The organism is Rhodobacteraceae bacterium M385 (genome assembly GCA_025141835.1).
Lineage (GTDB): Bacteria > Pseudomonadota > Alphaproteobacteria > Rhodobacterales > Rhodobacteraceae > Gymnodinialimonas.
On the sequence record CP081102.1, the window covers coordinates 522,537 to 545,648 of the forward strand.

At 58.3% G+C, this 23,112-nt stretch carries 36 protein-coding genes; 34 read left to right on the forward strand and 2 right to left on the reverse strand.

The features are described 5' to 3' along the window. The first annotated feature begins 222 nt into the window (after positions 1 to 222). From rpsJ to K3728_02620, 5 genes are all read left to right on the forward strand, one after another. Positions 223 to 534, forward strand: coding sequence for a 30S ribosomal protein S10 (rpsJ, locus tag K3728_02600; protein ID UWQ96154.1), 312 nt, complete (start codon positions 223 to 225; stop codon positions 532 to 534). Between the two features lie 15 nt (positions 535 to 549). Then, a complete protein-coding gene (gene rplC, locus K3728_02605) occupies positions 550 to 1,386 on the forward strand; it encodes a 50S ribosomal protein L3 (GenBank protein ID UWQ96155.1) in 837 nt (278 codons plus the stop codon). Position 1,387: 1 nt separating this feature from the next. Next, positions 1,388 to 2,008 carry a 50S ribosomal protein L4 gene (gene rplD, locus K3728_02610; protein UWQ96156.1) on the forward strand — a complete coding sequence of 207 codons (621 nt, stop codon included), beginning with the start codon at positions 1,388 to 1,390 and terminating at the stop codon, positions 2,006 to 2,008. Beyond that, complete coding sequence (locus tag K3728_02615) at positions 2,005 to 2,301, forward strand: 50S ribosomal protein L23 (protein ID UWQ96157.1); 297 nt, start codon at positions 2,005 to 2,007, stop codon at positions 2,299 to 2,301. Before rplD ends, K3728_02615 begins: the two co-directional genes overlap by 4 nt. Before the next feature lie 181 nt (positions 2,302 to 2,482). After that, on the forward strand, positions 2,483 to 3,544 hold the full coding sequence (locus K3728_02620) for a transporter substrate-binding domain-containing protein (GenBank protein UWQ96158.1): 1,062 nt from the start codon (positions 2,483 to 2,485) through the stop codon (positions 3,542 to 3,544). A gap of 80 nt (positions 3,545 to 3,624) precedes the next feature. On the opposite strand, the gene K3728_02625 is transcribed toward K3728_02620, so the two are convergent. Beyond that, on the reverse strand, positions 3,625 to 4,557 hold the full coding sequence (locus K3728_02625; protein UWQ96159.1) for an MBL fold metallo-hydrolase: 933 nt from the start codon (positions 4,555 to 4,557) through the stop codon (positions 3,625 to 3,627). Positions 4,558 to 4,766: 209 nt separating this feature from the next. Here K3728_02625 and K3728_02630 point away from each other — a divergent pair, with 209 nt between their 5' ends. The 6 genes from K3728_02630 (at position 4,767) to rplP (ending at position 8,357) form a co-directional block, all read left to right on the forward strand. Then, positions 4,767 to 5,471 (forward strand): FRG domain-containing protein, encoded by a 705-nt coding sequence (locus K3728_02630; protein UWQ96160.1) that lies wholly within the window; start codon positions 4,767 to 4,769, stop codon positions 5,469 to 5,471. A 214-nt stretch (positions 5,472 to 5,685) separates the two neighbouring features. After that, complete coding sequence (gene rplB, locus K3728_02635; GenBank protein UWQ97418.1) at positions 5,686 to 6,528, forward strand: 50S ribosomal protein L2; 843 nt, start codon at positions 5,686 to 5,688, stop codon at positions 6,526 to 6,528. 3 nt (positions 6,529 to 6,531) lie between these two features. After that, entirely contained in the window at positions 6,532 to 6,810 is a 279-nt protein-coding gene (gene rpsS, locus K3728_02640; protein ID UWQ96161.1) for a 30S ribosomal protein S19, read from the forward strand. Further along, on the forward strand, positions 6,807 to 7,187 hold the full coding sequence (gene rplV / locus K3728_02645; protein UWQ96162.1) for a 50S ribosomal protein L22: 381 nt from the start codon (positions 6,807 to 6,809) through the stop codon (positions 7,185 to 7,187). The genes rpsS and rplV overlap by 4 nt, the downstream gene beginning before the upstream one ends. Beyond that, positions 7,187 to 7,930, forward strand: coding sequence for a 30S ribosomal protein S3 (rpsC, locus tag K3728_02650; protein UWQ96163.1), 744 nt, complete (start codon positions 7,187 to 7,189; stop codon positions 7,928 to 7,930). Before rplV ends, rpsC begins: the two co-directional genes overlap by 1 nt. 13 nt (positions 7,931 to 7,943) lie before the next feature. Continuing rightward, entirely contained in the window at positions 7,944 to 8,357 is a 414-nt protein-coding gene (rplP, locus tag K3728_02655) for a 50S ribosomal protein L16 (protein ID UWQ96164.1), read from the forward strand. A gap of 175 nt (positions 8,358 to 8,532) precedes the next feature. On the opposite strand, the gene K3728_02660 is transcribed toward rplP, so the two are convergent. Further along, positions 8,533 to 9,243, reverse strand: coding sequence for a hypothetical protein (locus K3728_02660; GenBank protein ID UWQ97419.1), 711 nt, complete (start codon positions 9,241 to 9,243; stop codon positions 8,533 to 8,535). A 195-nt stretch (positions 9,244 to 9,438) separates the two neighbouring features. On the opposite strand from K3728_02660, the gene K3728_02665 reads away from it, so the two are divergent. From K3728_02665 to K3728_02775, 23 genes are all read left to right on the forward strand, one after another. Then, positions 9,439 to 10,059: a hypothetical protein gene (locus tag K3728_02665; protein ID UWQ96165.1), complete on the forward strand. Its 621-nt coding sequence runs from the start codon at positions 9,439 to 9,441 to the stop codon at positions 10,057 to 10,059. 240 nt (positions 10,060 to 10,299) lie between these two features. Further along, positions 10,300 to 10,506 (forward strand): 50S ribosomal protein L29, encoded by a 207-nt coding sequence (rpmC, locus tag K3728_02670; protein UWQ96166.1) that lies wholly within the window; start codon positions 10,300 to 10,302, stop codon positions 10,504 to 10,506. 3 nt (positions 10,507 to 10,509) lie between these two features. Continuing rightward, entirely contained in the window at positions 10,510 to 10,740 is a 231-nt protein-coding gene (gene rpsQ / locus K3728_02675) for a 30S ribosomal protein S17 (protein ID UWQ96167.1), read from the forward strand. Positions 10,741 to 10,822: 82 nt separating this feature from the next. Next, positions 10,823 to 11,191: a 50S ribosomal protein L14 gene (gene rplN, locus K3728_02680; protein ID UWQ96168.1), complete on the forward strand. Its 369-nt coding sequence runs from the start codon at positions 10,823 to 10,825 to the stop codon at positions 11,189 to 11,191. A 1-nt stretch (position 11,192) separates the two neighbouring features. Next, positions 11,193 to 11,498, forward strand: a complete 306-nt coding sequence (gene rplX / locus K3728_02685; GenBank protein ID UWQ96169.1) for a 50S ribosomal protein L24 — start codon at positions 11,193 to 11,195, stop codon at positions 11,496 to 11,498. Continuing rightward, positions 11,498 to 12,058: a 50S ribosomal protein L5 gene (gene rplE / locus K3728_02690; protein UWQ96170.1), complete on the forward strand. Its 561-nt coding sequence runs from the start codon at positions 11,498 to 11,500 to the stop codon at positions 12,056 to 12,058. The genes rplX and rplE overlap by 1 nt, the downstream gene beginning before the upstream one ends. 18 nt (positions 12,059 to 12,076) lie before the next feature. Continuing rightward, positions 12,077 to 12,382: a 30S ribosomal protein S14 gene (rpsN, locus tag K3728_02695; protein UWQ96171.1), complete on the forward strand. Its 306-nt coding sequence runs from the start codon at positions 12,077 to 12,079 to the stop codon at positions 12,380 to 12,382. A 14-nt stretch (positions 12,383 to 12,396) separates the two neighbouring features. Next, positions 12,397 to 12,789 carry a 30S ribosomal protein S8 gene (gene rpsH / locus K3728_02700; protein UWQ96172.1) on the forward strand — a complete coding sequence of 131 codons (393 nt, stop codon included), beginning with the start codon at positions 12,397 to 12,399 and terminating at the stop codon, positions 12,787 to 12,789. 12 nt (positions 12,790 to 12,801) lie between these two features. Further along, positions 12,802 to 13,335, forward strand: a complete 534-nt coding sequence (gene rplF / locus K3728_02705) for a 50S ribosomal protein L6 (GenBank protein UWQ96173.1) — start codon at positions 12,802 to 12,804, stop codon at positions 13,333 to 13,335. 11 nt (positions 13,336 to 13,346) lie between these two features. Continuing rightward, positions 13,347 to 13,706, forward strand: a complete 360-nt coding sequence (gene rplR / locus K3728_02710) for a 50S ribosomal protein L18 (GenBank protein UWQ96174.1) — start codon at positions 13,347 to 13,349, stop codon at positions 13,704 to 13,706. A gap of 173 nt (positions 13,707 to 13,879) precedes the next feature. Further along, positions 13,880 to 14,461 (forward strand): 30S ribosomal protein S5, encoded by a 582-nt coding sequence (gene rpsE / locus K3728_02715; GenBank protein ID UWQ96175.1) that lies wholly within the window; start codon positions 13,880 to 13,882, stop codon positions 14,459 to 14,461. A 3-nt stretch (positions 14,462 to 14,464) separates the two neighbouring features. After that, positions 14,465 to 14,653 carry a 50S ribosomal protein L30 gene (rpmD, locus tag K3728_02720; protein ID UWQ96176.1) on the forward strand — a complete coding sequence of 63 codons (189 nt, stop codon included), beginning with the start codon at positions 14,465 to 14,467 and terminating at the stop codon, positions 14,651 to 14,653. 157 nt (positions 14,654 to 14,810) lie between these two features. Further along, on the forward strand, positions 14,811 to 15,275 hold the full coding sequence (locus tag K3728_02725) for a hypothetical protein (protein ID UWQ96177.1): 465 nt from the start codon (positions 14,811 to 14,813) through the stop codon (positions 15,273 to 15,275). 180 nt (positions 15,276 to 15,455) lie between these two features. After that, entirely contained in the window at positions 15,456 to 15,929 is a 474-nt protein-coding gene (gene rplO / locus K3728_02730; protein UWQ96178.1) for a 50S ribosomal protein L15, read from the forward strand. Between the two features lie 136 nt (positions 15,930 to 16,065). Then, complete coding sequence (secY, locus tag K3728_02735; GenBank protein ID UWQ96179.1) at positions 16,066 to 17,433, forward strand: preprotein translocase subunit SecY; 1,368 nt, start codon at positions 16,066 to 16,068, stop codon at positions 17,431 to 17,433. Beyond that, positions 17,430 to 18,005 carry an adenylate kinase gene (locus K3728_02740; GenBank protein ID UWQ96180.1) on the forward strand — a complete coding sequence of 192 codons (576 nt, stop codon included), beginning with the start codon at positions 17,430 to 17,432 and terminating at the stop codon, positions 18,003 to 18,005. The genes secY and K3728_02740 overlap by 4 nt, the downstream gene beginning before the upstream one ends. A gap of 186 nt (positions 18,006 to 18,191) precedes the next feature. Further along, on the forward strand, positions 18,192 to 18,560 hold the full coding sequence (rpsM, locus tag K3728_02745; protein UWQ96181.1) for a 30S ribosomal protein S13: 369 nt from the start codon (positions 18,192 to 18,194) through the stop codon (positions 18,558 to 18,560). A gap of 15 nt (positions 18,561 to 18,575) precedes the next feature. Continuing rightward, a complete protein-coding gene (rpsK, locus tag K3728_02750; GenBank protein ID UWQ96182.1) occupies positions 18,576 to 18,965 on the forward strand; it encodes a 30S ribosomal protein S11 in 390 nt (129 codons plus the stop codon). Between the two features lie 109 nt (positions 18,966 to 19,074). Further along, entirely contained in the window at positions 19,075 to 20,091 is a 1,017-nt protein-coding gene (locus K3728_02755) for a DNA-directed RNA polymerase subunit alpha (GenBank protein UWQ96183.1), read from the forward strand. Between the two features lie 177 nt (positions 20,092 to 20,268). After that, entirely contained in the window at positions 20,269 to 20,685 is a 417-nt protein-coding gene (gene rplQ / locus K3728_02760) for a 50S ribosomal protein L17 (protein UWQ96184.1), read from the forward strand. A 322-nt stretch (positions 20,686 to 21,007) separates the two neighbouring features. Continuing rightward, entirely contained in the window at positions 21,008 to 21,619 is a 612-nt protein-coding gene (locus K3728_02765; protein ID UWQ96185.1) for an autoinducer binding domain-containing protein, read from the forward strand. A gap of 81 nt (positions 21,620 to 21,700) precedes the next feature. Next, on the forward strand, positions 21,701 to 22,288 hold the full coding sequence (locus tag K3728_02770; GenBank protein UWQ96186.1) for a GNAT family N-acetyltransferase: 588 nt from the start codon (positions 21,701 to 21,703) through the stop codon (positions 22,286 to 22,288). 111 nt (positions 22,289 to 22,399) lie between these two features. After that, positions 22,400 to 23,104, forward strand: a complete 705-nt coding sequence (locus tag K3728_02775; protein UWQ96187.1) for a hypothetical protein — start codon at positions 22,400 to 22,402, stop codon at positions 23,102 to 23,104. The last annotated feature ends 8 nt before the right edge of the window (positions 23,105 to 23,112 follow it).

Genomic DNA, 23,112 nt, shown 5'->3' on the forward strand with positions numbered 1-23,112 from the left:
TCCGCGTCGGCGCGAAAAGTAGTGCGCGGTGCACAGACCCCTTGCCAGCCCTCGCGACTCCGCCTATACGCGCGCTATCCAACGGGGTGCGCCGAGTGCGCGCCCTCTTTTGTTGGTCAGAAACTATCTACGCGCACCTCTGGTGCGACAGACGCGATGAGGGTTTGCGATGAGCGCCGGTCCTCCTCTCCGATCTAGGCCCTAACTAAAGGGTGATGTCACATGGCAGTTAGCCAGAACATCCGCATTCGCCTTAAGGCGTTTGACTACCGGGTTCTCGATGCTTCCACGCAGGAAATCGTGAACACCGCAAAGCGCACAGGCGCACAGGTTCGCGGACCCATCCCGCTTCCCAACAAGATCGAAAAGTTCACGGTTCTCCGTGGCCCGCACGTGGACAAGAAGTCCCGCGATCAGTGGGAAATCCGTACGCACAAGCGTCTTTTGGACATTGTTGATCCGACCCCCCAGACCGTGGACGCGCTGATGAAGCTCGACCTCGCCGCTGGTGTGGATGTCGAGATCAAGGTTTAAGGAGGGCTACTGAACATGTTGCGCTCTGGTGTAATCGCGAAGAAGGTCGGGATGACCCGCCTCTTCATGGAAGACGGCAAGCAGATTCCTGTGACCGTTCTTCAGATGGAAAAAGTTCAGGTTGTGGCCAAGAAAACCACTGACACGGATGGCTATACAGCCGTTCAGCTCGGTGCAGGCACAGCAAAAGCCAAGCGGACGTCTGCGCCTATGCGCGGTCACTTCGCAAAGGCCAACGTAGAGCCCAAGCGCAAGCTTGTGGAATTCCGCGTCGATGCTGAAAACCTGATCGAAGTTGGCGAAGAAATCATCGCCGATCATTACTTTGAAGGTCAGTTCGTGGACGTCACGGGCACCTCGATTGGTAAAGGCTTTGCCGGTGCCATGAAGCGGCACAACTTCGGCGGCCTGCGTGCAACGCACGGTGTGTCGATCTCTCACCGTTCGCACGGCTCTACAGGTCAGTGTCAGGATCCCGGCCGCGTCTTCAAAGGTAAGAAGATGGCAGGTCACATGGGTGCGGCACGTGTTACCACGCAAAACCTTCAGGTTGTGCGCACGGACACGGATCGCGGCTTGATCATGATCAAAGGCGCCGTTCCAGGCTCCAAAGGTGGTTGGGTGACAGTCAAGGACGCGGTCAAGAAGGCATTCCCTGAGAACGCCATTCTGCCCGCAGCCCTGCGTTCCGCCGCTGAAGAAGCCGCAAAAGCAGCCGAAGAGGCCGCCGCAGCAGCCGCAGCTGAAGAAGCAGCAGCAGCCGCTGAAGCCGCCGCCGCTGAGCAAGCAGCGATGGAGGCCGCTGAGGCTGACGCACCTGCTGGCGATGCAGAACAGAAGGACGGTGAATGATATGAAAGTCGACGTTATCAAACTTGACGGCGCCAAAGCCGGCTCGGTCGACCTGGACGAGGCCCTGTTCGGGCTGGAGCCACGCGCCGATATCCTGCACCGTGTCGTCCGCTGGCAGCGTAACAACGCACAAGCCGGTACGCACAAGGTGAAAACGCGCCGCGAGGTTAGCTACTCCACCAAGAAGATCTATCGCCAGAAAGGCACCGGCGGCGCTCGCCACGGCGCGCGTTCTGCACCGATCTTCCGTGGGGGCGGTGTCTACAAGGGCCCAACGCCCCGTAGCCACGGCCACGAGCTGACCAAGAAGTTCCGCAAGCTGGGTCTGCGCCACGCGCTGTCCGCTAAAGCCGCGGAAGGCCGTTTGGTCATCATCGAGTCCATCGCGATGGACGACGCCAAAACCTCTGCTCTGGCCAAACAGGTCAAAGAGATGGGTTGGAAGCGCGCGTTGATCATCGACGGCTCGGACGTGGATGCAAACTTCGCTCAGGCGGCACGCAACATCGATGGTCTCGATGTGCTGCCAACCATGGGCGCCAACGTCTATGACATCCTCAAGCGTGACACGCTCGTGATCACCAAAGCGGGTGTCGAAGCACTGGAGGCTCGGTTGAAATGAGCGCTGACGCAAAACATTACGACGTGATCCGCAAGCCGCTGATCACCGAGAAAACCACAATGGCATCTGAGAACGGCGCCGTGGTCTTCGAAGTGGCCATCGACAGCAACAAGCCACAGATCAAAGAGGCCGTTGAAGCCGTCTTTGGTGTGAAGGTGAAGGCCGTGAACACGACCATCACCAAAGGCAAAGTCAAGCGTTTCCGGGGCCAGCTTGGCACCCGTAAGGACGTGAAAAAGGCCTATGTGACGCTGGAAGAAGGCAACACGATCGACGTGAGCACTGGCCTGTAATCACACGGCCCTTGTGACACGATTTGCTATCTTAAACCCGCCAGCCCTTCCGGTTGGCGGGTTTTTCATTTCGCCCAAGCACCGCCAGCTACGGCGCGGGTTTGAACTGCCGTATATTATTGTCCTTTGGTGGGGTATCGCCGTAACTATTATGGGCGACCGAAGAAGGAAGGGCCTCCCCATGCGCTATCTCGCATCACTCCTAGCGATTGTGTTTTGCTTGCTCTCCGTTGGGCAGACCCATGCGCAAGACGAAGGCCTGCACTTCCTGACGATCGACCGCCCCCCGTTCTCTTATCTGGACGACGGCAATGCCGAGGGCTTCAGCATTGATTTGATGCGGCAGATTTCCAGCGCCATGGGCCAAGAGGTGCGTTTCACTTTTGTCGATGAATTCTCGCAATTGCTGGACGGTGTGGCCAATGGGGACGCCGATGGCGCGGTGGCCAATATCTCGATCACGTCAGAGCGAGAGGCGTTGCTCGATTTCAGCCGCCCAATCTTCGGCAGCGGCCTGAAGATCCTTGTTTCGGGCGCCGCCAATGGGGCGAGCATCTGGGACGTGGTTTTCCGGTGGGAGCTTCTGGCCCTGATCCTTGCCGGATTTGGGATGCTGTTCGTGCTTGGTATGTTGATGTGGGTGCTGGAACGCAAACATCAGGATTACTTCAAGGACAACGCACGCGACGCCATGTTCCCGTCGTTCTGGTGGGCGCTTAACCTTGTTATCAATGGTGGGTTTGAGGTGAATGTACCCCGCAGCATTCTGGGACGTCTTCTGGCCGTGGTCATGGTTGTCTCTAGCCTGTTCGTCGTGTCCTTGTTTGTGGCAAGCATCACGGCGTCACTCACGGTGGAGGCGATCAGCGGCTCGATCCAATCCCTAGACGACCTGCGTGGGCGCCGGGTAGGCACGACCCAAGGCTCCACTGCGAGCCTGTTCCTGGATGAGCGTGACGTGACCCACACGGGCTACGGCACTTTCACTGATCTGATGGACGCGTTCGAGGCCGAGGAGCTGGACGCCGTCGTCTTTGATGGGCCGATCCTGGAATATTACCTGACGCAGTCCCCCGGGGTTCAGGCTTATTTGTTGGAGCGCCTGTTCCGCCCCCAAGATTACGGTATCGCCTTCGCGCAGGGCAGTGACCTGCGCGAGCCGGTCAACCGCGCCCTCCTTCGGTTGTCGGAGGCCGGAGAGTATCAGGACCTGCGCCAACAGTGGTTCGGCACTGCGCCGTAACCGGCCGCGGGAGATCTCACTGAGTAGCCGATATGGAAGCCCCGATGCGCAGGACGCGCGACCGGGGCTTTTTCGTGCGCTTACCCGACTAATTGGCCCGCCTCGGGCACCCAATGGAACTCCGCATCGCCCGTGCCCGGCGCGACGTAGCCTGTGGCGGGGAAGGGCATGTGGTAGCCGATGGCGGGAATACGGTCTGCGGCAATCATGCCAAGGATATTGCGGCGCGATGCGGCGGCGGCTTCCTTGTCGGCGTCAAAGCGCACCTCCCAATCGGGACGGGCCAGGGACCAGACCGGGTGGTTGGCAAGGTCAGCAAAAATCGCCAGACCAGCGCCGTTGCTTTCTAGTCGGTAAACCATATGTCCCGGCGTGTGACCAAAGGCGTTCAGGCCCGTTACCCCTGTCACCACATCGCCGCCGTCCCCGATGAAGGTCATCTGGTCGGCGAAGGGGCGTACGTTGCTTTCAAACCCGCCATTCTCGGCTCCGGCCCAGTAGTCAAACTCGGTCTGGCCGGTGACATAGCGGGCGTTGGCGAAGGTGGGCGCGCCGTCGTTCATCAGCCCGCCAAAGTGGTCGCCGTGCATGTGGGTCAGCACCACTACATCGACCTGATCGGGCGTATAGCCCGCCGAGGCAATCGCCGCCGTGGTCGCCGCTGCGTTCAGACCCGCGTCAAACAAGATGAGTTCGTTTCCGGTGTTGACCATCGTGGGGGTGAAGAAGAACTGCGAGACTTCGGTGGACAGGAAGTTGGCGGCGCTGACCTCGGCAAAGGTGTCGGCGTCTACGTTCATGCCGAAGATGCCCTGCGGCTCCTCCCTTGGGGTGGTGCCTGCAAGGATGGTGGTGACCTCGAATGCGCCAATGGTGAAACGGCGATGCTGTGCGAAGCTGTTGCCAAGCATCGGGGCTTCGGCGTGGGCGGTTGCTGCAAGCCCCGCAAGAGGCGCGGCGGCGGCGCTTGCCATAAGGGTGCGACGGGTGAGGTAGGGCGAGGGATGCGTCATGGGAGGCTCCTGTGTGGGTGTGGAGCAAAGGATAGAGCAGGGAGGCGCGTAAGGCTTGTCACGGTTGCGCGAGGGGGGCTTTGCAGTGGCGAACGACATTTTCGTGAGGATTGTCGCTGGCTGCACTGATCGTAGGGTAGACGATTATCGGGAAGAGCCTTCCATTCTGCATTTGGCAATGCTCTCGCGTCAGTGGGTGCCATGATGTATTGAACGCCATTCGACCCCAATTGGATCTGGAGCCTCTATTGAAAATTACTAGAATAGACAATTTTTCCGACTTCCATGATGCAGTCGGTGGTGTGGCGGCAGAATGCAAGATTTTTCGAGGTGTGGCAGACGTCGAAAGCCATAAGCTGATACCTGGAGTGGGGCGCCTTTCGACGATCCAGCGAGGGAACACTGGATTACGTTCCTATGAACGGAGTATCCTGAAGCAATTTAAGCAATCCGCGCTGCCATTTCTAACGACCCGTCCACAGACAGAGTTGGAGTGGCTAGCAATTGCACAACATCACGGACTTCCAACGAGGCTCTTGGATTGGTCATATAATCCGATGGTGGCGCTATTTTTCGCCACGTTTGCGGTATCTAACCTTATGTGTGGCGTTTATTGCTACAGGCCGAGGGACAAAACAATTCGGACTTCCGATGACATCGATCCCTTCGAGATCAAGCACGTGCTGAAGTTCTCTCCAGATCACTATAGCGATCGGATAGTTTCGCAAATGGGGCTCTTCACGGTGCATCCCGAGCCGAGAGAAGAACTGAAAGCCACAGATCGGTTAGAGTTATTAACTTTCGCGCCGAATGTTGCACTCGATCTACGGTACGCTTTGCGTAGGTATGGGTTTTCAAGAGCCTCAATGTTTCCGGGACTCGATGGCGTGTCGGCACATGTTATGGAACGGTAACGCCAATCAACAGCATTGCCGCCCCTTGACCCCACACCCCGCCTCCCCTAACAGACCCCATCGGCAGTGGCCCCGGATTCGTCCGGGGCTCTGTTTTTGTTCGTGAGGGGTATCCCGGAGCGGACATCAAGTCGGGCACCTACGGGGGCCTATAACATCGGGGCTTCCGCATCTGCGATGCGATTGTCCTACAAGCAAACGGAAGACAGTGAACATGGCACTCAAGTCGTATAAGCCGACGACGCCGGGCCAGCGTGGGCTGGTACTGATTGACCGTTCGGAGCTTTGGAAAGGACGCCCCGTCAAGGCCCTCACGCAGGGTTTGACGAAGAAGGGCGGACGGAACAACACCGGACGGATCACGGCGCGTAGAATTGGTGGTGGTGCAAAGCGCCTCTATCGCATCGTAGACTTCAAGCGGAAGAAATTCGATATGCCGGCGACAGTCGAGCGGATCGAATATGACCCGAACCGGACAGCATTCATCGCCCTCGTGCGCTATGAAGATGGTGAACTGAACTATGTTCTGGCACCTCAGCGTCTGGGCGTTGGCGACAAGATCGTTGCCTCCGCAAAAGCCGACATCAAGCCGGGCAACGCAATGCCGTTCAGCGGCCTGCCAATCGGTACGATCGTCCACAACATCGAGTTGAAGCCCGGCAAAGGCGGCCAGATTGCCCGCGCCGCTGGCACCTACGCTCAATTCGTTGGTCGTGACGGTGGTTACGCACAGATCCGCCTGTCCTCGGGTGAGCTTCGCCTCGTCCGTCAGGAATGCATGGCAACGGTTGGTGCGGTATCGAACCCCGACAACTCGAACCAGAACCTTGGTAAAGCGGGCCGCGTCCGCCACATGGGCAAGCGTCCATCGGTACGTGGTGTTGCCATGAACCCGATCGATCACCCCCACGGTGGTGGTGAAGGCCGGACCTCCGGTGGTCGTACACCTGTTACGCCATGGGGTAAGGACACCAAGGGCCGTCGCACCCGCGACAAGAACAAGGCAAGCCAAAAGCTGATTATCCGCAGCAGGCACGCCAAGAAGAAAGGGCGCTAAGATATGAGCCGCTCCGTATGGAAAGGTCCTTTTGTCGACAGCTATGTCCTCAAGAAGGCCGAAGCATCCAAGGAATCCGGTCGTAACGAGGTCATCAAGATCTGGTCGCGCCGCTCCACCATCCTCCCTCAGTTCGTCGGTCTGACGTTCGGTGTGTACAACGGCCGTAAGCACGTGCCGGTGAATGTCACCGAAGACATGATCGGTCAGAAGTTCGGGGAATACTCGCCAACGCGGACCTACTACGGTCACGCCGCCGACAAGAAGGCGAAGCGCAAATGAGCAAGGAAAAGAACCCCCGCCGCGTCGCGGACAATGAGGCAATGGCCAAACTGCGTATGCTGAAGACCAGCCCGCAGAAGCTGAACCTTGTTGCTGGCCTCATTCGTGGCCAGAAGGTCGAAAAGGCCCTTACGGACCTGACCTTCTCCAAAAAGCGCATCGCAATCGACGTGAAGAAATGTCTTCAGTCGGCCATTGCCAACGCAGAGAACAACCACGGCTTGGACGTCGATGATCTGATCGTCGCCGAAGCTTGGGTAGGTAAGAACCTGACCATGAAGCGTGGACGTCCACGTGCCCGTGGCCGGTTTGGTAAAATTCTCAAGCCGTTCGCTGAATTGACGATCACGGTTCGCCAGGTCGAGGAGACTTCGTAATGGGACATAAAGTAAACCCCATCGGCATGCGTCTCCAGGTTAACCGGACCTGGGACAGCCGCTGGTACGCCGACACCAAAGACTATGGTGACCTGCTGCTGGAAGACATCAAGATCCGCGAATACATCAAGTCTGGTTGGTGGGAATTTGTTGCAAAGCGCGACAAACGCCCTGCTGGCGATGCTGGTATCTCCAAGATCATCATCGAGCGTCCGCACAAGAAGTGCCGCGTGACAATTCACTCGGCGCGTCCGGGTGTGATCATCGGTAAAAAAGGTGCAGACATCGAAGGCCTGCGCAAGAAACTGGCCGAAATCACGGACAGCGAATTGCACCTCAACATTGTTGAAGTTCGCAAGCCCGAGCTGGACGCCCGCCTGGTTGCAGAGAGCATCGCTCAGCAGCTTGAGCGTCGTGTGTCTTTCCGTCGTGCCATGAAGCGTGCCGTTCAAAACGCCATGCGCATGGGTTCCCTGGGTATCCGGGTGAACGTCGCGGGCCGCCTTGGTGGCGCCGAGATCGCGCGGACCGAATGGTATCGTGAGGGCCGCGTGCCTTTGCATACGCTTCGTGCCGACATCGACTACGCACATGCCGAGGCATCTACCGCCTATGGCATCATCGGTATCAAGACCTGGATCTTCAAAGGCGAAATCATGGAGCACGATCCGTCGGCCCATGACCGTCGCCAGCAGGAGCTTCAGGAAAGCGGTGGGGCATCGCGCCCACGCCGTGATCGCTGAGAGGGTCTGACAAATGTTGCAACCAAAACGGACTAAGTTCCGCAAAATGCAGAAGGGCCGTATTCGCGGCGAAGCCAAAGGCGGTTCGGACATCACGTTCGGCACCTACGGCTTGAAAGCTCTGCAGCCCGAGCGTGTTACTGCACGCCAGATCGAAGCCGCCCGTCGGGCCATGACGCGTCACATGAAGCGTCAGGGTCGCGTCTGGATCCGTATCTTCCCGGACACTCCGGTTACCTCCAAGCCTGTCGAAGTTCGGATGGGTAAAGGTAAAGGTTCGGTCGACTTCTGGGCCTGCAAAGTGAAGCCTGGTCGTATCATGTTTGAAATCGACGGTGTGTCCGAGCCCATCGCCCGTGAGGCCCTGCGCCTTGCCGCGATGAAGCTTCCGGTCAAGACCCGCACGGTCGTTCGTGAAGACTGGTAAGACCATCCGGTCTGACTGAATTGAGAAGCCCCTGCCAAGATATTGGCGGGGGCTTTTCTTTTGGCGCTGCCTGGGGAGAGCGCCGACCGTCGCCCGGGTTTTTCCAGTGCCCCGGCCAGCGATGTTCACCCGCTCCCCTTTTCATCTTGGCAAGTACAACTCCCCCCGGAGGGCCCTACCCCAAAGGCCAGATCTCCCCGACGCCGTCTTCAAACTCGGCCCAAGTCATCGCGGCGCTGTTGCCTGCGTAACCTTCATAGAACGAGCGGCCATTCGGCAACGGCAGGCCCGCCCAGATCCGGGCGAGGTTTTCCATGAACTGGACCCGGCCCATTGTGCCGCCTTCAAATGCCCGAAGTCCCGCATCTTCCAGGAGCACAAGGGCAAGACTGTCCTGCACCGCAGGGCTGAAAGGAGTTTGGGGACCGTAACCGCGTATCTGGGCCACCCGACGCAGGGTGGGGGGGATAAACTGGTAACGCCCGATGGCGTGGGGCTGTCCCGGAGTGGCCGCGATCCAGGCGTAGATGTCTGCCAACGTCATCTGAGTAGGGACGGTAGGGGGATGTACCCGCGCACCATGTTGCACGGCGTCATAGCCTGCACGCCCCGCCTCCACCGTGGCGATCAGGCTCAGCAGGCGTGCAGCGGGTGTGCGGCCCGGCAAAACGCGCAGGGGGGACCCCGCCCGAGCGTTCTCCCGGACACGGGGGGGCAGTGGGGCGAAGTAGCCCGTGCCGGTCCCTGCAAACAGCGACCCCGAGGGGGAAGGCGCGCCACCGCCTTCTGCTGGCGTAATCAACGCGCCGCTTTGGGGGTCAAGAAGCGGTGCCGCGCTGTCGAATAGTCCCGAAGCCGCACCACCGCCCAACGGTGCGGCCCGCATCGTGACAAGCGGTGCCACATCTGCCTGCCCCGTCGTGGTCAATAGCGACCCGAAAAAGATCAACAAAAGGGCAAGCGCCCGAAGAGAGTGAAGCGCCATTCTGGCCCGGCCTCATGATTGCGAAGTCTCCGCCTTCATAAGGGCAACAAGTTTCCAAACCGTTGCGGCGCGGCAAACCTCGCCCTACAAGGCGCTATGGCCCAGATAAAATCGCTCTTCGTGACCCGCCTCTACCACGCCAAACTGTCCGAGCTTGGCCCTTCCATCGACGCAGATGAGCTGTCAGCCAGCTGCTTCTCGGTCGCGGAAGACGACGACGCGGGCCATGATTGGTGCGAGGCAAACGGCTTTCCCGGCTACACCTCTTATGCATCGCTAAGCGACCTGCCGTGGCGGTTCCCAATCTTTGCCGAGGTGGTCAAAGCGCTCGACGCCCATGTGGCAGCCTTCGCCGAAGATGCGGCCTTTGATCTGGAGGACCGCAAGCTAGTGTTGGAAGATATCTGGATTAACATCCTGCCCGAAGGTGGCACGCACTCCGGCCATATCCACCCCCATTCGGTTGTGTCCGGTACGACCTACGTGCAGGTGCCCAAAGGTGCCGCGTCTATCAAGTTCGAAGACCCCCGCCACGCAATGATGATGGCTGCCCCCGCTCGCCGCAAAGACGCCCGCGAAGAGATGCGCGGGTTCATCTACCCGAAGCCGGACACTGGCGATGTGCTGCTCTGGGAAAGCTGGCTGCGCCACGAAGTCCCGATGAACATGGACGAAGAAGACCGGGTCAGCGTGAGTTTCAATTATCGGTGGGAGTGAGTCTCGATACGGACGACACCCTGCCGCAGTTCGTTAAACCTTGATTTTCTGCCATGCCGAAGCGCCAGAAAGATCTGATGCGTTGACCAGATGGCCGAAAAGCTTCGTTGGTCCCAACAGGTGTTGCGTCGTGGGATGAACCCCCCTATAGAGCCATTTCATTCACCGAACTCCATCAGAATCACGGTGACCCTGCAAGATTTGCTCGGGGCCGTCTGGTGATGTTGAAAGGATATGCGCATGAGCGCCCAAGAACTGCGTGACAAGACGCCAGATCAGCTTCGTGATGAACTGACGTCTCTGAAGAAGGAAGCGTTTAACCTGCGTTTCCAACAGGCCACTGGCCAAATCGAAAACACTGCTCGTATGCGTCAGGTTCGCCGTGACGCGGCACGTGTTAAGACTATCCTGAACGAAAAAGCGGCCGCTGCCGCAGCGGAGGCCTGATTTATGCCCAAACGCATCCTGACCGGCACCGTGACCAGCGACGCCAACGAGCAGACCGTAACCGTATCCGTGGAGCGTCGCTTCAAGCACCCGGTTATGCAAAAGACGATCCGTAAGTCCAAGAAGTACCGGGCTCACGATCCTCTGAATACCTTCAAGACCGGCGACCAGGTCCGCATTCAAGAATGCGCCCCAGTCTCCAAATCCAAACGCTGGGAGGTGATCGTTTCCTAAGGGAGGCGGCCACATCCAAGACTAATCGAAACCCCCGGGCCAACGTGCAACTCAGCCGGTCCGGGACGTCGGGAGAAACCAAATGATCCAGATGCAGACTAATCTGGATGTTGCTGATAACAGCGGCGCTCGCCGTGTTCAGTGCATCAAGGTTCTGGGTGGTTCCAAGCGTAAGTACGCATCCGTCGGCGACGTTATTGTCGTCTCGGTAAAGGAAGCCATCCCGCGCGGTCGTGTTAAGAAGGGTGATGTCCGTAAGGCCGTCGTCGTTCGCACCGCCAAACAAGTTCGTCGCGACGACGGCACAGCTATCAGCTTTGACAGCAACGCCGCCGTGATCCTCAACAACAACAACGAGCCTATGGGCACCCGTATCTTCGGGCCAGTTGTTCGTGAGCTTCGCGCCAAGAACTTCATGAAGATCATCTCGCTTGCGCCGGAGGTGCTGTAAGATGGCTGCTAAGTTGAAAAAGGGCGACAAGGTCGTCGTGCTTACTGGCAAGGACAAGGGCAAGCAGGGTGAGATCACCTCTGTTAACCCATCTGCCGGCAAAGCCATCGTGGAAGGCGTGAACATCGCCATCCGCCACACCAAGCAGAGCCAGTCCAGCCAAGGTGGTCGCGTCCCGCAAGCGATGCCCATCCAGCTGAGCAACCTGGCCCTTCTCGATGCAAACGGCAAAGCAACCCGCGTTGGCTTCAAGATTGAAGACGGCAAGAAGGTTCGCGTCGCCAAGACCACGGGGGACGTGATCTAATGTTGGACACAGCAAACTATACCCCGCGCCTGAAAGCTGCCTACGCCGAGACGATCAAAGCGGCGATGAAGGAAGAGTTCGGCTACAAAAACGACATGCAGATCCCAGGTCTTGAGAAAATCGTTCTCAACATCGGATCCGGTGCCGAGTCCGTGCGTGACACCAAAAAAGCGAAATCTGCTCAGGAAGACCTGACAGCAATTGCCGGTCAGCACGCCGTCGTCACGAAGGCCAAGAAGTCCATCGCTGGCTTCCGTCTGCGTGAAGAGCATCCCGTGGGCGCGAAAGTGACCCTGCGCGGTGACCGCATGTATGACTTCCTCGATCGTCTGACGACCATCGCGATGCCCCGTATCCGGGACTTCCGCGGCGTGAAGCCTTCGTTCGATGGCCGCGGCAACTTCGCCATGGGCTTGAAAGAGCATATCGTATTCCCCGAGATCAACTTCGACAAAGTCGATGTGAACTGGGGCATGGATATCATCATTGTCACAACGGCGAAGACTGACGCCGAGGCGAAGTCGCTTCTGAAGCACTTCAACATGCCCTTCAACGCCTGACGCGAAAGGAACGAACACATGGCAAAAGTATCCATGGTCCAACGCGAGCTTAAGCGTCAGCGTTTGGTGGCAAAATACGCCGACAAACGTGCTGCGCTCAAAGAGATCGCAACCGATGAATCGAAGTCGATGGAAGAGCGCTTCAAGGCACGCCTTAAACTGGCGAAACTGCCTCGCGATAGCTCGGCCACCCGTCTTCACAACCGTTGCCAGCTGACCGGTCGCCCAAAGGCGTACTACCGCAAGCTGAAAATGTCGCGGATCAAGCTGCGTGATTTGGCCTCCAACGGTCAGATCCCCGGCATGGTCAAGTCGAGCTGGTAAGGGAGCGATAGATTATGAATGATCCTATCAGTGATATGCTGACCCGCATCCGGAACTCCCAGATGCGCGGTAAGTCCACGGTCGAGACCCCTGCCTCCAAAGCGCGTGCGCGCGTTCTGGATGTGCTGGCGGACGAAGGCTACATTCGCGGCTACGAGTCCACGACTGGTAAAGACGGTCACCCGGCATTCGAGATCAGCTTGAAGTACTACGAAGGCACCCCTGTCATTCGTGAACTCAAGCGCGTCTCCAAGCCTGGTCGTCGTGTTTACATGTCCGTGGGTGACATTCCTCAGGTCCGTCAGGGTCTGGGTGTGTCGATCGTATCCACCTCGAAGGGCGTCATGTCCGATGCAAACGCTCGCAGCCAGAATGTTGGCGGCGAAGTGCTTTGCACAATCTTCTAAGGAGATCTGGCAATGTCTCGTATTGGTAAAAAACCGGTCGAGCTGCCCGGAGGTGTAGAAGCTTCCGTGTCAGGTCAGACCATCGAAGTGAAGGGCCCCAAGGGCACCCGCACTTTCAAGGCAACCGACGACGTCACTTTGAGTGTCGCGGATAACGCCATCTCTGTTGAACCACGCGGTAAGTCCAAGCGTGCGCGTCAGCAGTGGGGCATGTCCCGCACGATGGTGCAAAACCTCGTCACCGGCGTCACCGACGGTTTCAAGAAAGAGCTTGAGATCCAGGGTGTGGGTTATCGCGCGCAGATGCAGGGCAACGTCCTGAAACTGTCGCTTGGTTATTCCCATGACGTTGACTTCACCGTTCCAGAGGGCGTCACCGTGAACTGCCCCAAGAACACCGAAGTCGTGATCGAAGGAACCGACCAGCAGCTTGTTGGTCAAGTCGCAGCAAACATTCGCGAATGGCGCGCGCCAGAGCCCTATAAGGGCAAAGGCATCCGCTACAAAGGCGAATATATCTTCCGTAAGGAAGGCAAGAAGAAGTAAGGGCTGGCACAATGGCACTAAGCAAACGAGAGCTGTTCCAGAAGCGCCGCCTGCGCAACCGGAACAAAATGCGGAAAATGGCCAACGGACGCGCGCGTCTGTCGGTTCATCGTTCGAACAAGAACATCTCCGTTCAACTCATCGACGACCTCAACGGCGTGACTTTGGCTTCGGCCTCCTCGCTGGAGCCGGCGCTGGGTGTGGTCGGCAAGAACAACGTCGAGGCTTCGGCCAAAATCGGCGAAGCGATTGCCGAGCGGGCGAAGAAGGCTGGCGTCGAAGAATGTTACTTCGACCGTGGCGGCTTCCTGTTCCACGGGCGTGTGAAGGCTTTGGCCGACGCAGCGCGTGAAGGCGGCTTGAAGTTCTAAGCTACCGGTGGCCCGGGCAAAGGCCCGGTCTACCAATCCCGATACTTGTCGGGGTGAGACACTGTGTAGACCGGGCCTTGGCCCGGTTTGCCGATGATCCGGGGGCTAACACGCCCACTTGGGTTGCTATGATGTGGCGCTGACAAGCGTCCGTGAACATAAGGAATTGCCAAATGGCAGAACGTGAAAACCGGGGGCGTGGCCGTGGCCGCAACCGCGAAGAAGAAACGCCAGAATTCGCGGACCGCTTGGTCGCGATCAACCGCGTATCTAAGACAGTAAAAGGCGGTAAGCGCTTTGGTTTCGCAGCCCTCGTGGTTGTGGGTGACCAGCGTGGCCGTGTCGGCTTCGGCAAAGGTAAAGCGAAAGAAGTACCTGAGGCGATCCGCAAGGCAACCGAGCAGGCCAAGCGTCAGCTGATCCGCGTACCTCTGAAAGAGGGCCGCACGTTGCACCACGACGTTCTGGGCCGTCACGGCGCGGGCAAGGTGACGATGCGTACCGCACCTGAAGGTACAGGTATCATCGCCGGTGGTCCCATGCGTGCCGTGTTCGAGATGCTCGGTGTCAAGGACGTGGTTTCCAAGTCCACGGGTTCCCAGAACCCTTACAACATGATCCGCGCCACGCTGGACGGTCTTCGCAACGAATCGAGCCCCCGTCAGGTAGCTTCGCGTCGTGGCAAGAAGGTTGCTGACATCCTGCCTAAGCGGGATGACGCGCCAGCGGCTGAAGCTGCAACTGAGGAGGCCTAAACCATGGCTAAAACGATTGTTGTAAAGCAGATCGGTTCCCCGATCCGCCGCCCCGAGATTCAGCGCAAGACGCTGATCGGTCTGGGCCTGAACAAAATGCACAAGACCCGTGAATTGGAAGATACGCCTTCCGTTCGCGGCATGGTCAACAAGATCCCGCATCTGGTGGAAATCATCGAAGAGCGCGGCTAATTTCTTTTCCTCTATCGGAATGAAATACTGATTTTCTAGAAACCCCGGCCATTGGTCGGGGTTTCTTCTTTGGGAAGACACGCGATTTCATGTATAAGAGTATACTATGGGCGTTGCAAAAACCGTCCACACCGCCCCTGAAAAGGTTCTGGACTGAATGCCGATTGAATTTTGCACCTGTCTAAAGCGCGACTTTTTGCTAGCGAAGTGGACCGGGAAAGTCTCTTTCGATGACATTCTGGCGGGAATGGACGCCTACGTGCATGATCAGCACTATCGACCCGGGCGTCCGGAACTGATTGACCTTTCCGGGGTCACAGAGACGGATTTGAATTTCAAGTTAATCAGCTCTCTTTTGCGGGAAGTTAACAATCAGATCTCGGGCATCAAAGTGACCACGAAAACAGTTGTCTATTCGCCACTCGACACCTTGTTCGGCTTGGCGCGGATGTATGAGACCCTTGCAGAGCTTGCTGGCGGCATTGAGGTCTTAACCTTCGACAACGAAGAGGACGCTCTGACGAAGATGGGGTTGCCGTATCCCACTTTTGACGCCCTCCGTGCAGCCGAAAAATTCGAGCCCGCTTCCCGGCGTAACGACGAGCCCTCTCAAGCCCGTTAAGGGACGGGTCCAGATCTCCGTAACACTCCGTACATTTGCCACAGGCAAAAGATGTTGCGCCAGAAGGGACTCAGGCATATACGCCCCCGGTGGCCTCATTCAGGGGCCACTATTGTATTTCAAACGCCGTGGTCGGCCGCTCCCGTCGCTGGGGGCCGCATCCGGCAAAGGAGAAGCGACATGAAACTGCACGAACTTAGTGATAACCCGGGCGCAACCAAGAAACGCAAGCGCGTTGGTCGCGGTCCAGGCTCCGGCACCGGTAAAATGGGTGGCCGTGGTATCAAAGGTCAAAAGTCCCGTTCGGGTGTGGCGATCAACGCGTATGAGGGTGGCCAAATGCCCCTCTACCAACGTCTTCCTAAGCGCGGTTTCAGCAAACCCAACCGGAAGAAGTTCGCTGTTGTGAACCTGGGCCTGATCCAGAAGTTCATCGAAGCGGGCAAACTGGACGGCAAAGCGGACATCACCGAAGACGCGCTGGTTGCGTCCGGTCTGGTCCGCCGCAAGCTGGACGGTGTTCGGGTTCTGGCCAACGGCGAAGTCTCTGGCAAGCTGAACATCACCGTCACGGGTGCCTCTAAAGCGGCCATCGACGCCGTTGCAGCCGCCGGTGGCGCGCTGACTGTTGCGGCGCCTGCTGCGGCTGAGTAACCCATCTCGGGTTTTTTGGCCCGTGTAACGGTTGTGGGCGGGGAACTCTCCGCCTACATCTTCTCTTAAGGTTTTCTCGCGCCGCTCGGGTCCCTTCATAGGGTCCGGCGGCTTTGCGCATATTGGGTGGAACAGCATGTCATCAGCAGCGGAGCAAATGGCCGCCAACATGAGCTGGAGCGCGTTCGGTAAAGCGACCGAACTGCGTCAGCGCATCTGGTTCACTCTGGGCCTTCTGATTATCTATCGTATCGGCACCTATATCCCGGTGCCCGGTATCGACCCCGAGCAGCTTCGTGCGTTCTTTGATAGCGCTGCTGCTGGTTTGGGCGGCGTCTTGAACATGTTCACCGGCGGCGCCCTGTCGCGGATGGGTATCTTCGCGCTTGGCATCATGCCTTACATCTCGGCCTCGATCATCGTGCAGCTCATGTCGGCCATGGTGCCGGCGATGGAAGCGCTGAAGAAAGAGGGCGAGAGCGGCCGTAAAAAGCTAAACCAATACACCCGCTACGGTACTGTCGTGCTGGCAACAGCGCAGGCTTACGGCCTTGCGGTAAGCATGGAATCGGGCGGCCTTGCCACGGATCCGGGCTGGTTCTTCCGCGCAGGCTGCGTGATTACGCTGGTGGGCGGCACCATGTTCCTGATGTGGTTGGGTGAACAGATCACCAACCGTGGCATCGGCAACGGTATCTCGTTGATTATCTTCGTCGGCATCGTCGCAGAAATCCCCGCCGCCTTGGCGCAGTTCTTTGAGGCCGGCCGGAGCTCGCTTTCTGCTGCGACGACAATCGGTGTGATCGCGATGTTGATAGCCACGCTAATCTTCGTGGTCTTCATGGAGCGATCTTTGCGTAAGATCCACATCCAGTACCCGCGCCGCCAAGTCGGTATGAAGGTTTACGATGGCGGCTCCAGCCACTTGCCGATCAAAGTGAACCCTGCGGGCGTTATCCCTGCGATCTTTGCATCCTCGCTGCTGTTGCTGCCTACAACGCTGACCACATTCGGCGGCACCGAAGGCAACGGTCCTGTCCTTAGCTGGATTTTGGCGAACTTCGGGTCGGGCCAGCCGCTCTACCTGTTGTTCTTTGCGGCGATGATCGTGTTCTTTACGTATTTCTACACGCTCAACGTGTCCTTCAAAGTGGATGACGTGGCGGACAATCTGAAGAACCAGAACGGCTTCATTCCGGGCATTCGTCCGGGGGCGCGGACGGCAGAATATCTTGAGTATGTCGTGCGCCGCATCCTTGTTCTGGGCGCCGGTTATTTGGCGCTGGTTTGCATGTTGCCGGAAATTGTACGGACCAACCTTTCTATCACGGCCTACTTCGGCGGCACCTCGATCCTGATCATCGTGTCAGTGGGGATGGACACTGTGCAACAAATCCAGTCACATTTGCTGGCTCATCAATACGAAGGCCTGCTGGAGAAATCTCAGCTGCGCGGTCGGAAGGGTGGAGCGAAAAAACCACGTAAAGGACCTGCGCGCCGATGAACATCATTCTGCTAGGACCGCCAGGGGCGGGTAAGGGAACTCAAGCCGGAATTCTCGTTGAAGCTCGCGGCATGGTGCAACTGTCCACCGGCGATATGCTGCGTGCCGCCCGCACCAGCGGCACCGAGATGGGCAATCTTGTTGCCGGCGTGATGGACCGCGGAGAGCTTGTGACCGATGAGATCGTTATCGGTCTGATCCGCGAGCAGCTGGAAAAAGGCGGCTCTGGTTTCATCTTCGACGGTTTCCCTCGCACCTTGGCCCAAGCAGACGCATTGGCAGACTTGTTGGCCGAAGTTGGCCAGACGCTGGATCATGTCATCGCCATGGAAGTCAACGATGAGGCGCTTGTGGGCCGGATCGTCAACCGCGCGAAAGAGGCAGAGGCCGCAGGCCAACCCGTGCGCGCCGACGACAATGAGGAAAGCCTCAAGATCCGCCTGATGGAATACTACAAGAAGACGTCCCCGCTGATCGGCTATTACCATGCTAAAGGTCAGTTGAACTGGGTCCCCGGCTTGGGGGAAATCGCAGAAGTGTCCAAGAGCATCGCGGACGTTCTGGACGCTTAATTCGCCAGACCTGGCGGCCCTATTGACCTTTGTCGGAATGGGGCCTACATCCCGCATCTTAGTGGGAATCAGATGCGCATTTGATTCTTAGTGATTACCTCGCAAGCCCGGCGCAGATTGCCCGGGCTTACGTTGTGAAAAAAGGGCCTGGTATGACGGGCTCGCAACGAAAAGGATATGCCACACATGGCACGTATTGCCGGGGTTAACATCCCCACCGCTAAGCGCGTTCCGATCGCGCTGACTTATGTCACCGGAATTGGCCACACTTCTGCTGCCGCGATCTGCGAAGCAGTTGGCATCGACGTAACCCGTCGTGTGAACGAGCTGACCGACGCCGAAGTTCTTGCCATTCGCGAGCACATCGACGCCAACTATGCCGTTGAAGGTGACCTGCGTCGTGAGACCCAGATGAACATCAAACGTCTGATGGACCTCGGTTGCTACCGTGGCCTGCGTCACCGTCGTAACCTGCCCGTGCGCGGTCAGCGTACTCACACCAACGCTCGCACGCGCAAAGGCCCTGCAAAGGCCATTGCCGGCAAGAAGAAATAAGGGAGGGCTGATAGCATGGCTCGCGATCGTCGCCCCGCAAAGAAGAAGGTCTCCAAGAACATCGCCGCAGGCGTTGCTCATGTGAACTCTTCGTTCAACAACACTAAAATCTTGATCTCTGATGTTCAGGGCAACGCCATTTCTTGGTCGTCCGCTGGCACCATGGGTTTCAAAGGTTCCCGTAAATCTACGCCTTTTGCTGCCCAGATGGCCGCAGAAGACGCAGGCAAGAAAGCACAAGACCACGGCGTTCGTACGCTGGACGTTGAAGTGCAGGGCCCTGGCTCTGGCCGTGAAAGCGCACTGCGTGCTTTGGCTGCTCTGGGCTTCCAGATCTCGTCCATCCGCGACGTGACACCTATGGCCCACAACGGCTGCCGCCCTCCTAAGCGTCGCCGCGTCTAAGCAATTTTCTCTACATCCCCCTGCGTCACTTCGGTGGCGTGGGGTGACGTCATTTTGATCCTCGAGCGTGTCCGGGACGGATCCCCCCGACACAAGAATGGAGGGACGTATGATCCATAAAAATTGGCAAGAGCTTATCAAGCCCACTCAGCTGGTTGTTCAGCCGGGCAATGATCCTGCGCGCAAAGCAACCGTGGTTGCAGAGCCGTTGGAGCGTGGTTTCGGCCTGACGCTTGGCAACGCGCTGCGGCGTGTTCTGATGTCGTCGCTGCAAGGCGCGGCGATCACCAGCGTTCAAATCGACGGCGTATTGCACGAGTTCTCCAGCGTTGCTGGTGTTCGTGAAGATGTCACCGACATCGTGCTAAACCTGAAGGGTGTTGCGATCCGCATGGACGCAGAAGGCCCCAAGCGTGTCTCCATCTCCGCCAAAGGCCCTCGGGTTGTGACGGCTGGCGACATCTCCGAGAGCGCAGGCATTGAGGTTCTGAACAAGGACCACGTGATCTGCCACCTCGACGATGGCGCTGATCTCTACATCGAGCTGACGGTTAACACCGGTAAAGGCTACGTGGCCGCTGACAAAAACCGCCCCGAAGACGCGCCCATCGGCCTGATGCCGATCGATGCGATCTACTCGCCGGTTAAGAAAGTGTCCTACGACGTTCAGCCCACCCGTGAGGGCCAGGTGCTGGATTATGACAAGCTGACGCTGAAACTGGAAACCGACGGCTCCCTCAGCCCTGACGATGCCGTGGCTTACGCTGCCCGGATTATTCAGGATCAGCTGTCGATCTTCGTGAACTTCGATGAGCCCGAGAGCGCGACCCGCCAGGACGACGAAGATGATCTGGAATTCAACCCGCTTCTGCTGAAGAAGGTTGATGAGCTTGAACTGTCCGTGCGTTCGGCCAACTGCCTGAAGAACGACAATATAGTGTATATTGGCGACCTCATTCAGAAAACCGAAGCCGAGATGCTCCGCACCCCGAACTTCGGCCGCAAATCCTTGAACGAGATCAAGGAAGTGCTGTCCGGCATGGGTCTGCACCTGGGCATGGATATCGTCGATTGGCCGCCCGACAACATCGAAGAACTGGCCAAGAAGTACGAAGACAACTTCTGAAGACAGCACCCCGGGCTGAAGCCCGGTCTACGGACGACACGTAGACCGGGCCTTGGCCCGGGGGCACGCGATCTGGCTAGCGGCCAAGCCCGCCGGCCCAAGGAGAGAGCCCCGCAACGCATGGGGTTCCAGACAAAGTAAAATCGCCCGTAGAGGGCACATTATTGGAGATAGACCATGCGTCACGCCCGCGGATACCGCCGCCTTAACCGGACCCACGAACACCGCAAAGCGATGTTCTCGAACATGTGCGGCTCGCTCATCGAGCACGAACAAATCAAAACCACGCTGCCTAAGGCAAAAGAACTGCGTCCCATCATCGAAAAGATGATCACGCTCGCCAAGCGCGGCGACCTGCACGCGCGCCGTCAGGCCGCTGCACAGCTGAAGCAGGACAAAGACGTCGCCAAGCTGTTCGAAGTTCTCGGGCCTCGCTACGCTGAGCGTCAGGGTGGCTACGTGCGTATCATGAAAGCGGGCTTCCGTTTCGGTGACATGGCACCCATGGCGATCATCGAATTCGTGGACCGTGACGTGGACGCCAAAGGCGCCGCCGATCGTGCCCGTGTTGAAGCAGAAGCCGACGCGGAATAACGCGCCGCTCTTGCGACATCAAAGTTTGGGCCCTTCGCTAGCGCGAGGGGCCTTTTTTGTTGCCGGTTAATGATCGGTTTGCGCAGCCTTCAAGGCTGCCACATCGGTCAGACGCAAAACTTCCGATGGGGCCAAAGGGGTTTGGCCCAGAAATTCCAGTAAATCCGTTCGCGTCTCGGGAGGTAGCTCCATGAGACGCGCAAAAAGATCCGGTGCGATCCTCTTGTCCATCTGTCTCACCTGTTTGCTAAGCATTTGATAATCAATCTTGACCGCCCCCCTAGCAACCTATCTAAATGGACATGTCTAATTGGTGAGGTCCATGACTAAAGCGCCGGTACTTGATTTGCTGCTGCACGAGTTGTCGCTAGCGGCACCTGCCGGTTTTGCCGTGGGCCTGCACATTCGCTACGTGTCGCCATTGATCATGGTGAACACCTATCCCGATATCTGGCAGGAGGTTTACACATCTAAACTCTACGGTCTGAGGGACCCGACGCTAGCCTGGGGGTTAAGCCATACGGGAACCCGACGTTGGAGCCAGATCGGCCTGCCTGATCCCTTCGGGATTTTGCAAGAATCGGCTGAATACGGCCTCAAATACGGGATGATCGCCTCTATAGGACCAATGTCTTCACGCACCATCGCAGGGGCCAGCCGCGCAGACCGCGAGTTTGGCGACGACGAGATGGAGCTGATCTACCGGATCGTGCATCGCATGCACGATCTGTCGGAACCGCCTGCACGACTAAGTAAGGCGCAAGCCGACGCCCTAAAATGCATCGCGGAGGGGGACCGCCATGCCGCTGCTGCCGCGAAGCTCGGTATATCCGAAAGCGCTTTCAAAGCGCGTCTGACGTCTGCTCGTCAAAAACTAATGGCTCGAACGACGGCAGAAGCTGTTCAACGGGCCAAGGAGTACGGATTGATTTGAGAGGAAGGGCCGCAGCGCCCGCATGAAGGCCTTCTTGGCGATGTGATCACGTTGAACTGACTCACCTCACAGGAGACTGCTATGCAAATGACGACCCTTTCATTCGAGAACTTCCACACCCACGGCCCCCTCTTTAGCAACATGCTCAAAGCGCGCCACCGCACCTTTATCGAGGAAATGGGCTGGGAAATCCCTTCTGAAGGCAACATGGAATTCGACCAGTATGACACAGCGCAAAGCCGCTGGGTCTGCGTCCATGATGGCAGCCGAGTGCTCGCCGGTGTCCGCCTGACGCCCACGACGGCCTCTTGCGGTATCTACAGCTATATGGTCCGGGACGCGCAACGCGGCCTGCTCGATGCAATCCCCGCCAACCTCCTGGACGAAGATGCCCCAATCGCGCCCCACATCTGGGACGCCAACCGCTTGTTCGTGGCCGAAGGTGTCGAAACGGACATTCGCCGCGACGTGCAATTGTCCCTTATGGGGCACATGGTCCGCTCGGCCCGTGAACTGGGCGCCACAACGCTGCTCGGCCTCCTGCCGATCGGCATCCCGCGGTTGGGCCGTCGTTTGGGCATTGATATGGAGCCCGGCGGGCCGGTGATGAAAATCGGCGGCGTGGCGCATCGGTGCTACTTTGTTACCATGGCCTCGAAGATGCACTAACGAGGCGCGGCGCGATGCGAGGGGCACTTGTTTTTTCCCCTCGCATCGTGATTTCTGAACCAGAGACAAACTGACCCTTCCCCTTGTTGCGTCAAAGGAGAGAGGCCTTTGGTGCCAGAGATTTCGAATGGGACGATCCTTGCGGGGATCGTGTTAGGCTTCCTCCTTTCGATGACCGTGTCACGTATTTGGGGGCGACCCCTTTTTGTGCCGTTGGCGATTCTGCTTGGGGTCGGGGTGGCCTATGGCATCCCCTTGGCGGGAGCCTTTGTCGGCAGCGCCTTGGCCCGTGTCTGGGACGTGACCGGATTGCCGCCGCTGACAAGTGGCGCGATTTTCATCGGCCTGTGGTGCGCGCTTTTTCTGGTGACCCTTCTGCCGCGGGGGCGTCTTGGCGGTTGGCGTTTGGCCGCAGTGGGCACGCTCTCCTTCTTCGCCACCGCCTATGGGGTGCCGCTGATACTGGACCGTGTGACGGGCACATATCAAGCGGCGTCTCTGCGGGCAGATGTCACCCATTGCACAAGCGGCATGACCGGGCAGGTGCAGCCGCGCCAAGCGACCAATATCTGCGATCAGCCTATCGTTGTGGGCCTGTGTTTGCCCGGCGAAGTGAACCCCACGCCCTGCGCGCAATCTGTCCTATTGGCCCCCGGAGAGACCGCCACCTTGGATCCCGGCACCGCGCGTTTGTCGTCCGTGCCCGGCAACCCCGGAGGTCTGACCGTCGTGGCCTGCCGCCCGCCCGACCGCCCCTCACGCTGGGGCAATGTCACGGGTCGCGGGTATCGCGGGGTCTGCCTGCCGCCGCGCTGACGAGATGT

Excerpts from the sequence above, each read along its gene's own strand:
- rpsJ (UWQ96154.1), top strand. The coding sequence starts at position 223 with ATGGCAGTTAGCCAGAACATCCGCATTCGCCTTAAGGCGTTTGACTAC.
- rplC (UWQ96155.1), top strand. The coding sequence starts at position 550 with ATGTTGCGCTCTGGTGTAATCGCGAAGAAGGTCGGGATGACCCGCCTC.
- rplD (UWQ96156.1), top strand. The coding sequence starts at position 1,388 with ATGAAAGTCGACGTTATCAAACTTGACGGCGCCAAAGCCGGCTCGGTC.
- K3728_02615 (UWQ96157.1), top strand. The coding sequence starts at position 2,005 with ATGAGCGCTGACGCAAAACATTACGACGTGATCCGCAAGCCGCTGATC.
- K3728_02620 (UWQ96158.1), top strand. The coding sequence starts at position 2,483 with ATGCGCTATCTCGCATCACTCCTAGCGATTGTGTTTTGCTTGCTCTCC.
- K3728_02625 (UWQ96159.1), bottom strand. The coding sequence starts at position 4,557 with ATGACGCATCCCTCGCCCTACCTCACCCGTCGCACCCTTATGGCAAGC.
- rplB (UWQ97418.1), top strand. The coding sequence starts at position 5,686 with ATGGCACTCAAGTCGTATAAGCCGACGACGCCGGGCCAGCGTGGGCTG.
- rpsS (UWQ96161.1), top strand. The coding sequence starts at position 6,532 with ATGAGCCGCTCCGTATGGAAAGGTCCTTTTGTCGACAGCTATGTCCTC.
- rplV (UWQ96162.1), top strand. The coding sequence starts at position 6,807 with ATGAGCAAGGAAAAGAACCCCCGCCGCGTCGCGGACAATGAGGCAATG.
- rpsC (UWQ96163.1), top strand. The coding sequence starts at position 7,187 with ATGGGACATAAAGTAAACCCCATCGGCATGCGTCTCCAGGTTAACCGG.
- rplP (UWQ96164.1), top strand. The coding sequence starts at position 7,944 with ATGTTGCAACCAAAACGGACTAAGTTCCGCAAAATGCAGAAGGGCCGT.
- K3728_02660 (UWQ97419.1), bottom strand. The coding sequence starts at position 9,243 with ATGCGGGCCGCACCGTTGGGCGGTGGTGCGGCTTCGGGACTATTCGAC.
- K3728_02665 (UWQ96165.1), top strand. The coding sequence starts at position 9,439 with ATGGCCCAGATAAAATCGCTCTTCGTGACCCGCCTCTACCACGCCAAA.
- rpmC (UWQ96166.1), top strand. The coding sequence starts at position 10,300 with ATGAGCGCCCAAGAACTGCGTGACAAGACGCCAGATCAGCTTCGTGAT.
- rpsQ (UWQ96167.1), top strand. The coding sequence starts at position 10,510 with ATGCCCAAACGCATCCTGACCGGCACCGTGACCAGCGACGCCAACGAG.
- rplN (UWQ96168.1), top strand. The coding sequence starts at position 10,823 with ATGATCCAGATGCAGACTAATCTGGATGTTGCTGATAACAGCGGCGCT.
- rplX (UWQ96169.1), top strand. The coding sequence starts at position 11,193 with ATGGCTGCTAAGTTGAAAAAGGGCGACAAGGTCGTCGTGCTTACTGGC.
- rplE (UWQ96170.1), top strand. The coding sequence starts at position 11,498 with ATGTTGGACACAGCAAACTATACCCCGCGCCTGAAAGCTGCCTACGCC.
- rpsN (UWQ96171.1), top strand. The coding sequence starts at position 12,077 with ATGGCAAAAGTATCCATGGTCCAACGCGAGCTTAAGCGTCAGCGTTTG.
- rpsH (UWQ96172.1), top strand. The coding sequence starts at position 12,397 with ATGAATGATCCTATCAGTGATATGCTGACCCGCATCCGGAACTCCCAG.
- rplF (UWQ96173.1), top strand. The coding sequence starts at position 12,802 with ATGTCTCGTATTGGTAAAAAACCGGTCGAGCTGCCCGGAGGTGTAGAA.
- rplR (UWQ96174.1), top strand. The coding sequence starts at position 13,347 with ATGGCACTAAGCAAACGAGAGCTGTTCCAGAAGCGCCGCCTGCGCAAC.
- rpsE (UWQ96175.1), top strand. The coding sequence starts at position 13,880 with ATGGCAGAACGTGAAAACCGGGGGCGTGGCCGTGGCCGCAACCGCGAA.
- rpmD (UWQ96176.1), top strand. The coding sequence starts at position 14,465 with ATGGCTAAAACGATTGTTGTAAAGCAGATCGGTTCCCCGATCCGCCGC.
- K3728_02725 (UWQ96177.1), top strand. The coding sequence starts at position 14,811 with ATGCCGATTGAATTTTGCACCTGTCTAAAGCGCGACTTTTTGCTAGCG.
- rplO (UWQ96178.1), top strand. The coding sequence starts at position 15,456 with ATGAAACTGCACGAACTTAGTGATAACCCGGGCGCAACCAAGAAACGC.
- secY (UWQ96179.1), top strand. The coding sequence starts at position 16,066 with ATGTCATCAGCAGCGGAGCAAATGGCCGCCAACATGAGCTGGAGCGCG.
- K3728_02740 (UWQ96180.1), top strand. The coding sequence starts at position 17,430 with ATGAACATCATTCTGCTAGGACCGCCAGGGGCGGGTAAGGGAACTCAA.
- rpsM (UWQ96181.1), top strand. The coding sequence starts at position 18,192 with ATGGCACGTATTGCCGGGGTTAACATCCCCACCGCTAAGCGCGTTCCG.
- rpsK (UWQ96182.1), top strand. The coding sequence starts at position 18,576 with ATGGCTCGCGATCGTCGCCCCGCAAAGAAGAAGGTCTCCAAGAACATC.
- K3728_02755 (UWQ96183.1), top strand. The coding sequence starts at position 19,075 with ATGATCCATAAAAATTGGCAAGAGCTTATCAAGCCCACTCAGCTGGTT.
- rplQ (UWQ96184.1), top strand. The coding sequence starts at position 20,269 with ATGCGTCACGCCCGCGGATACCGCCGCCTTAACCGGACCCACGAACAC.
- K3728_02765 (UWQ96185.1), top strand. The coding sequence starts at position 21,008 with ATGACTAAAGCGCCGGTACTTGATTTGCTGCTGCACGAGTTGTCGCTA.
- K3728_02770 (UWQ96186.1), top strand. The coding sequence starts at position 21,701 with ATGCAAATGACGACCCTTTCATTCGAGAACTTCCACACCCACGGCCCC.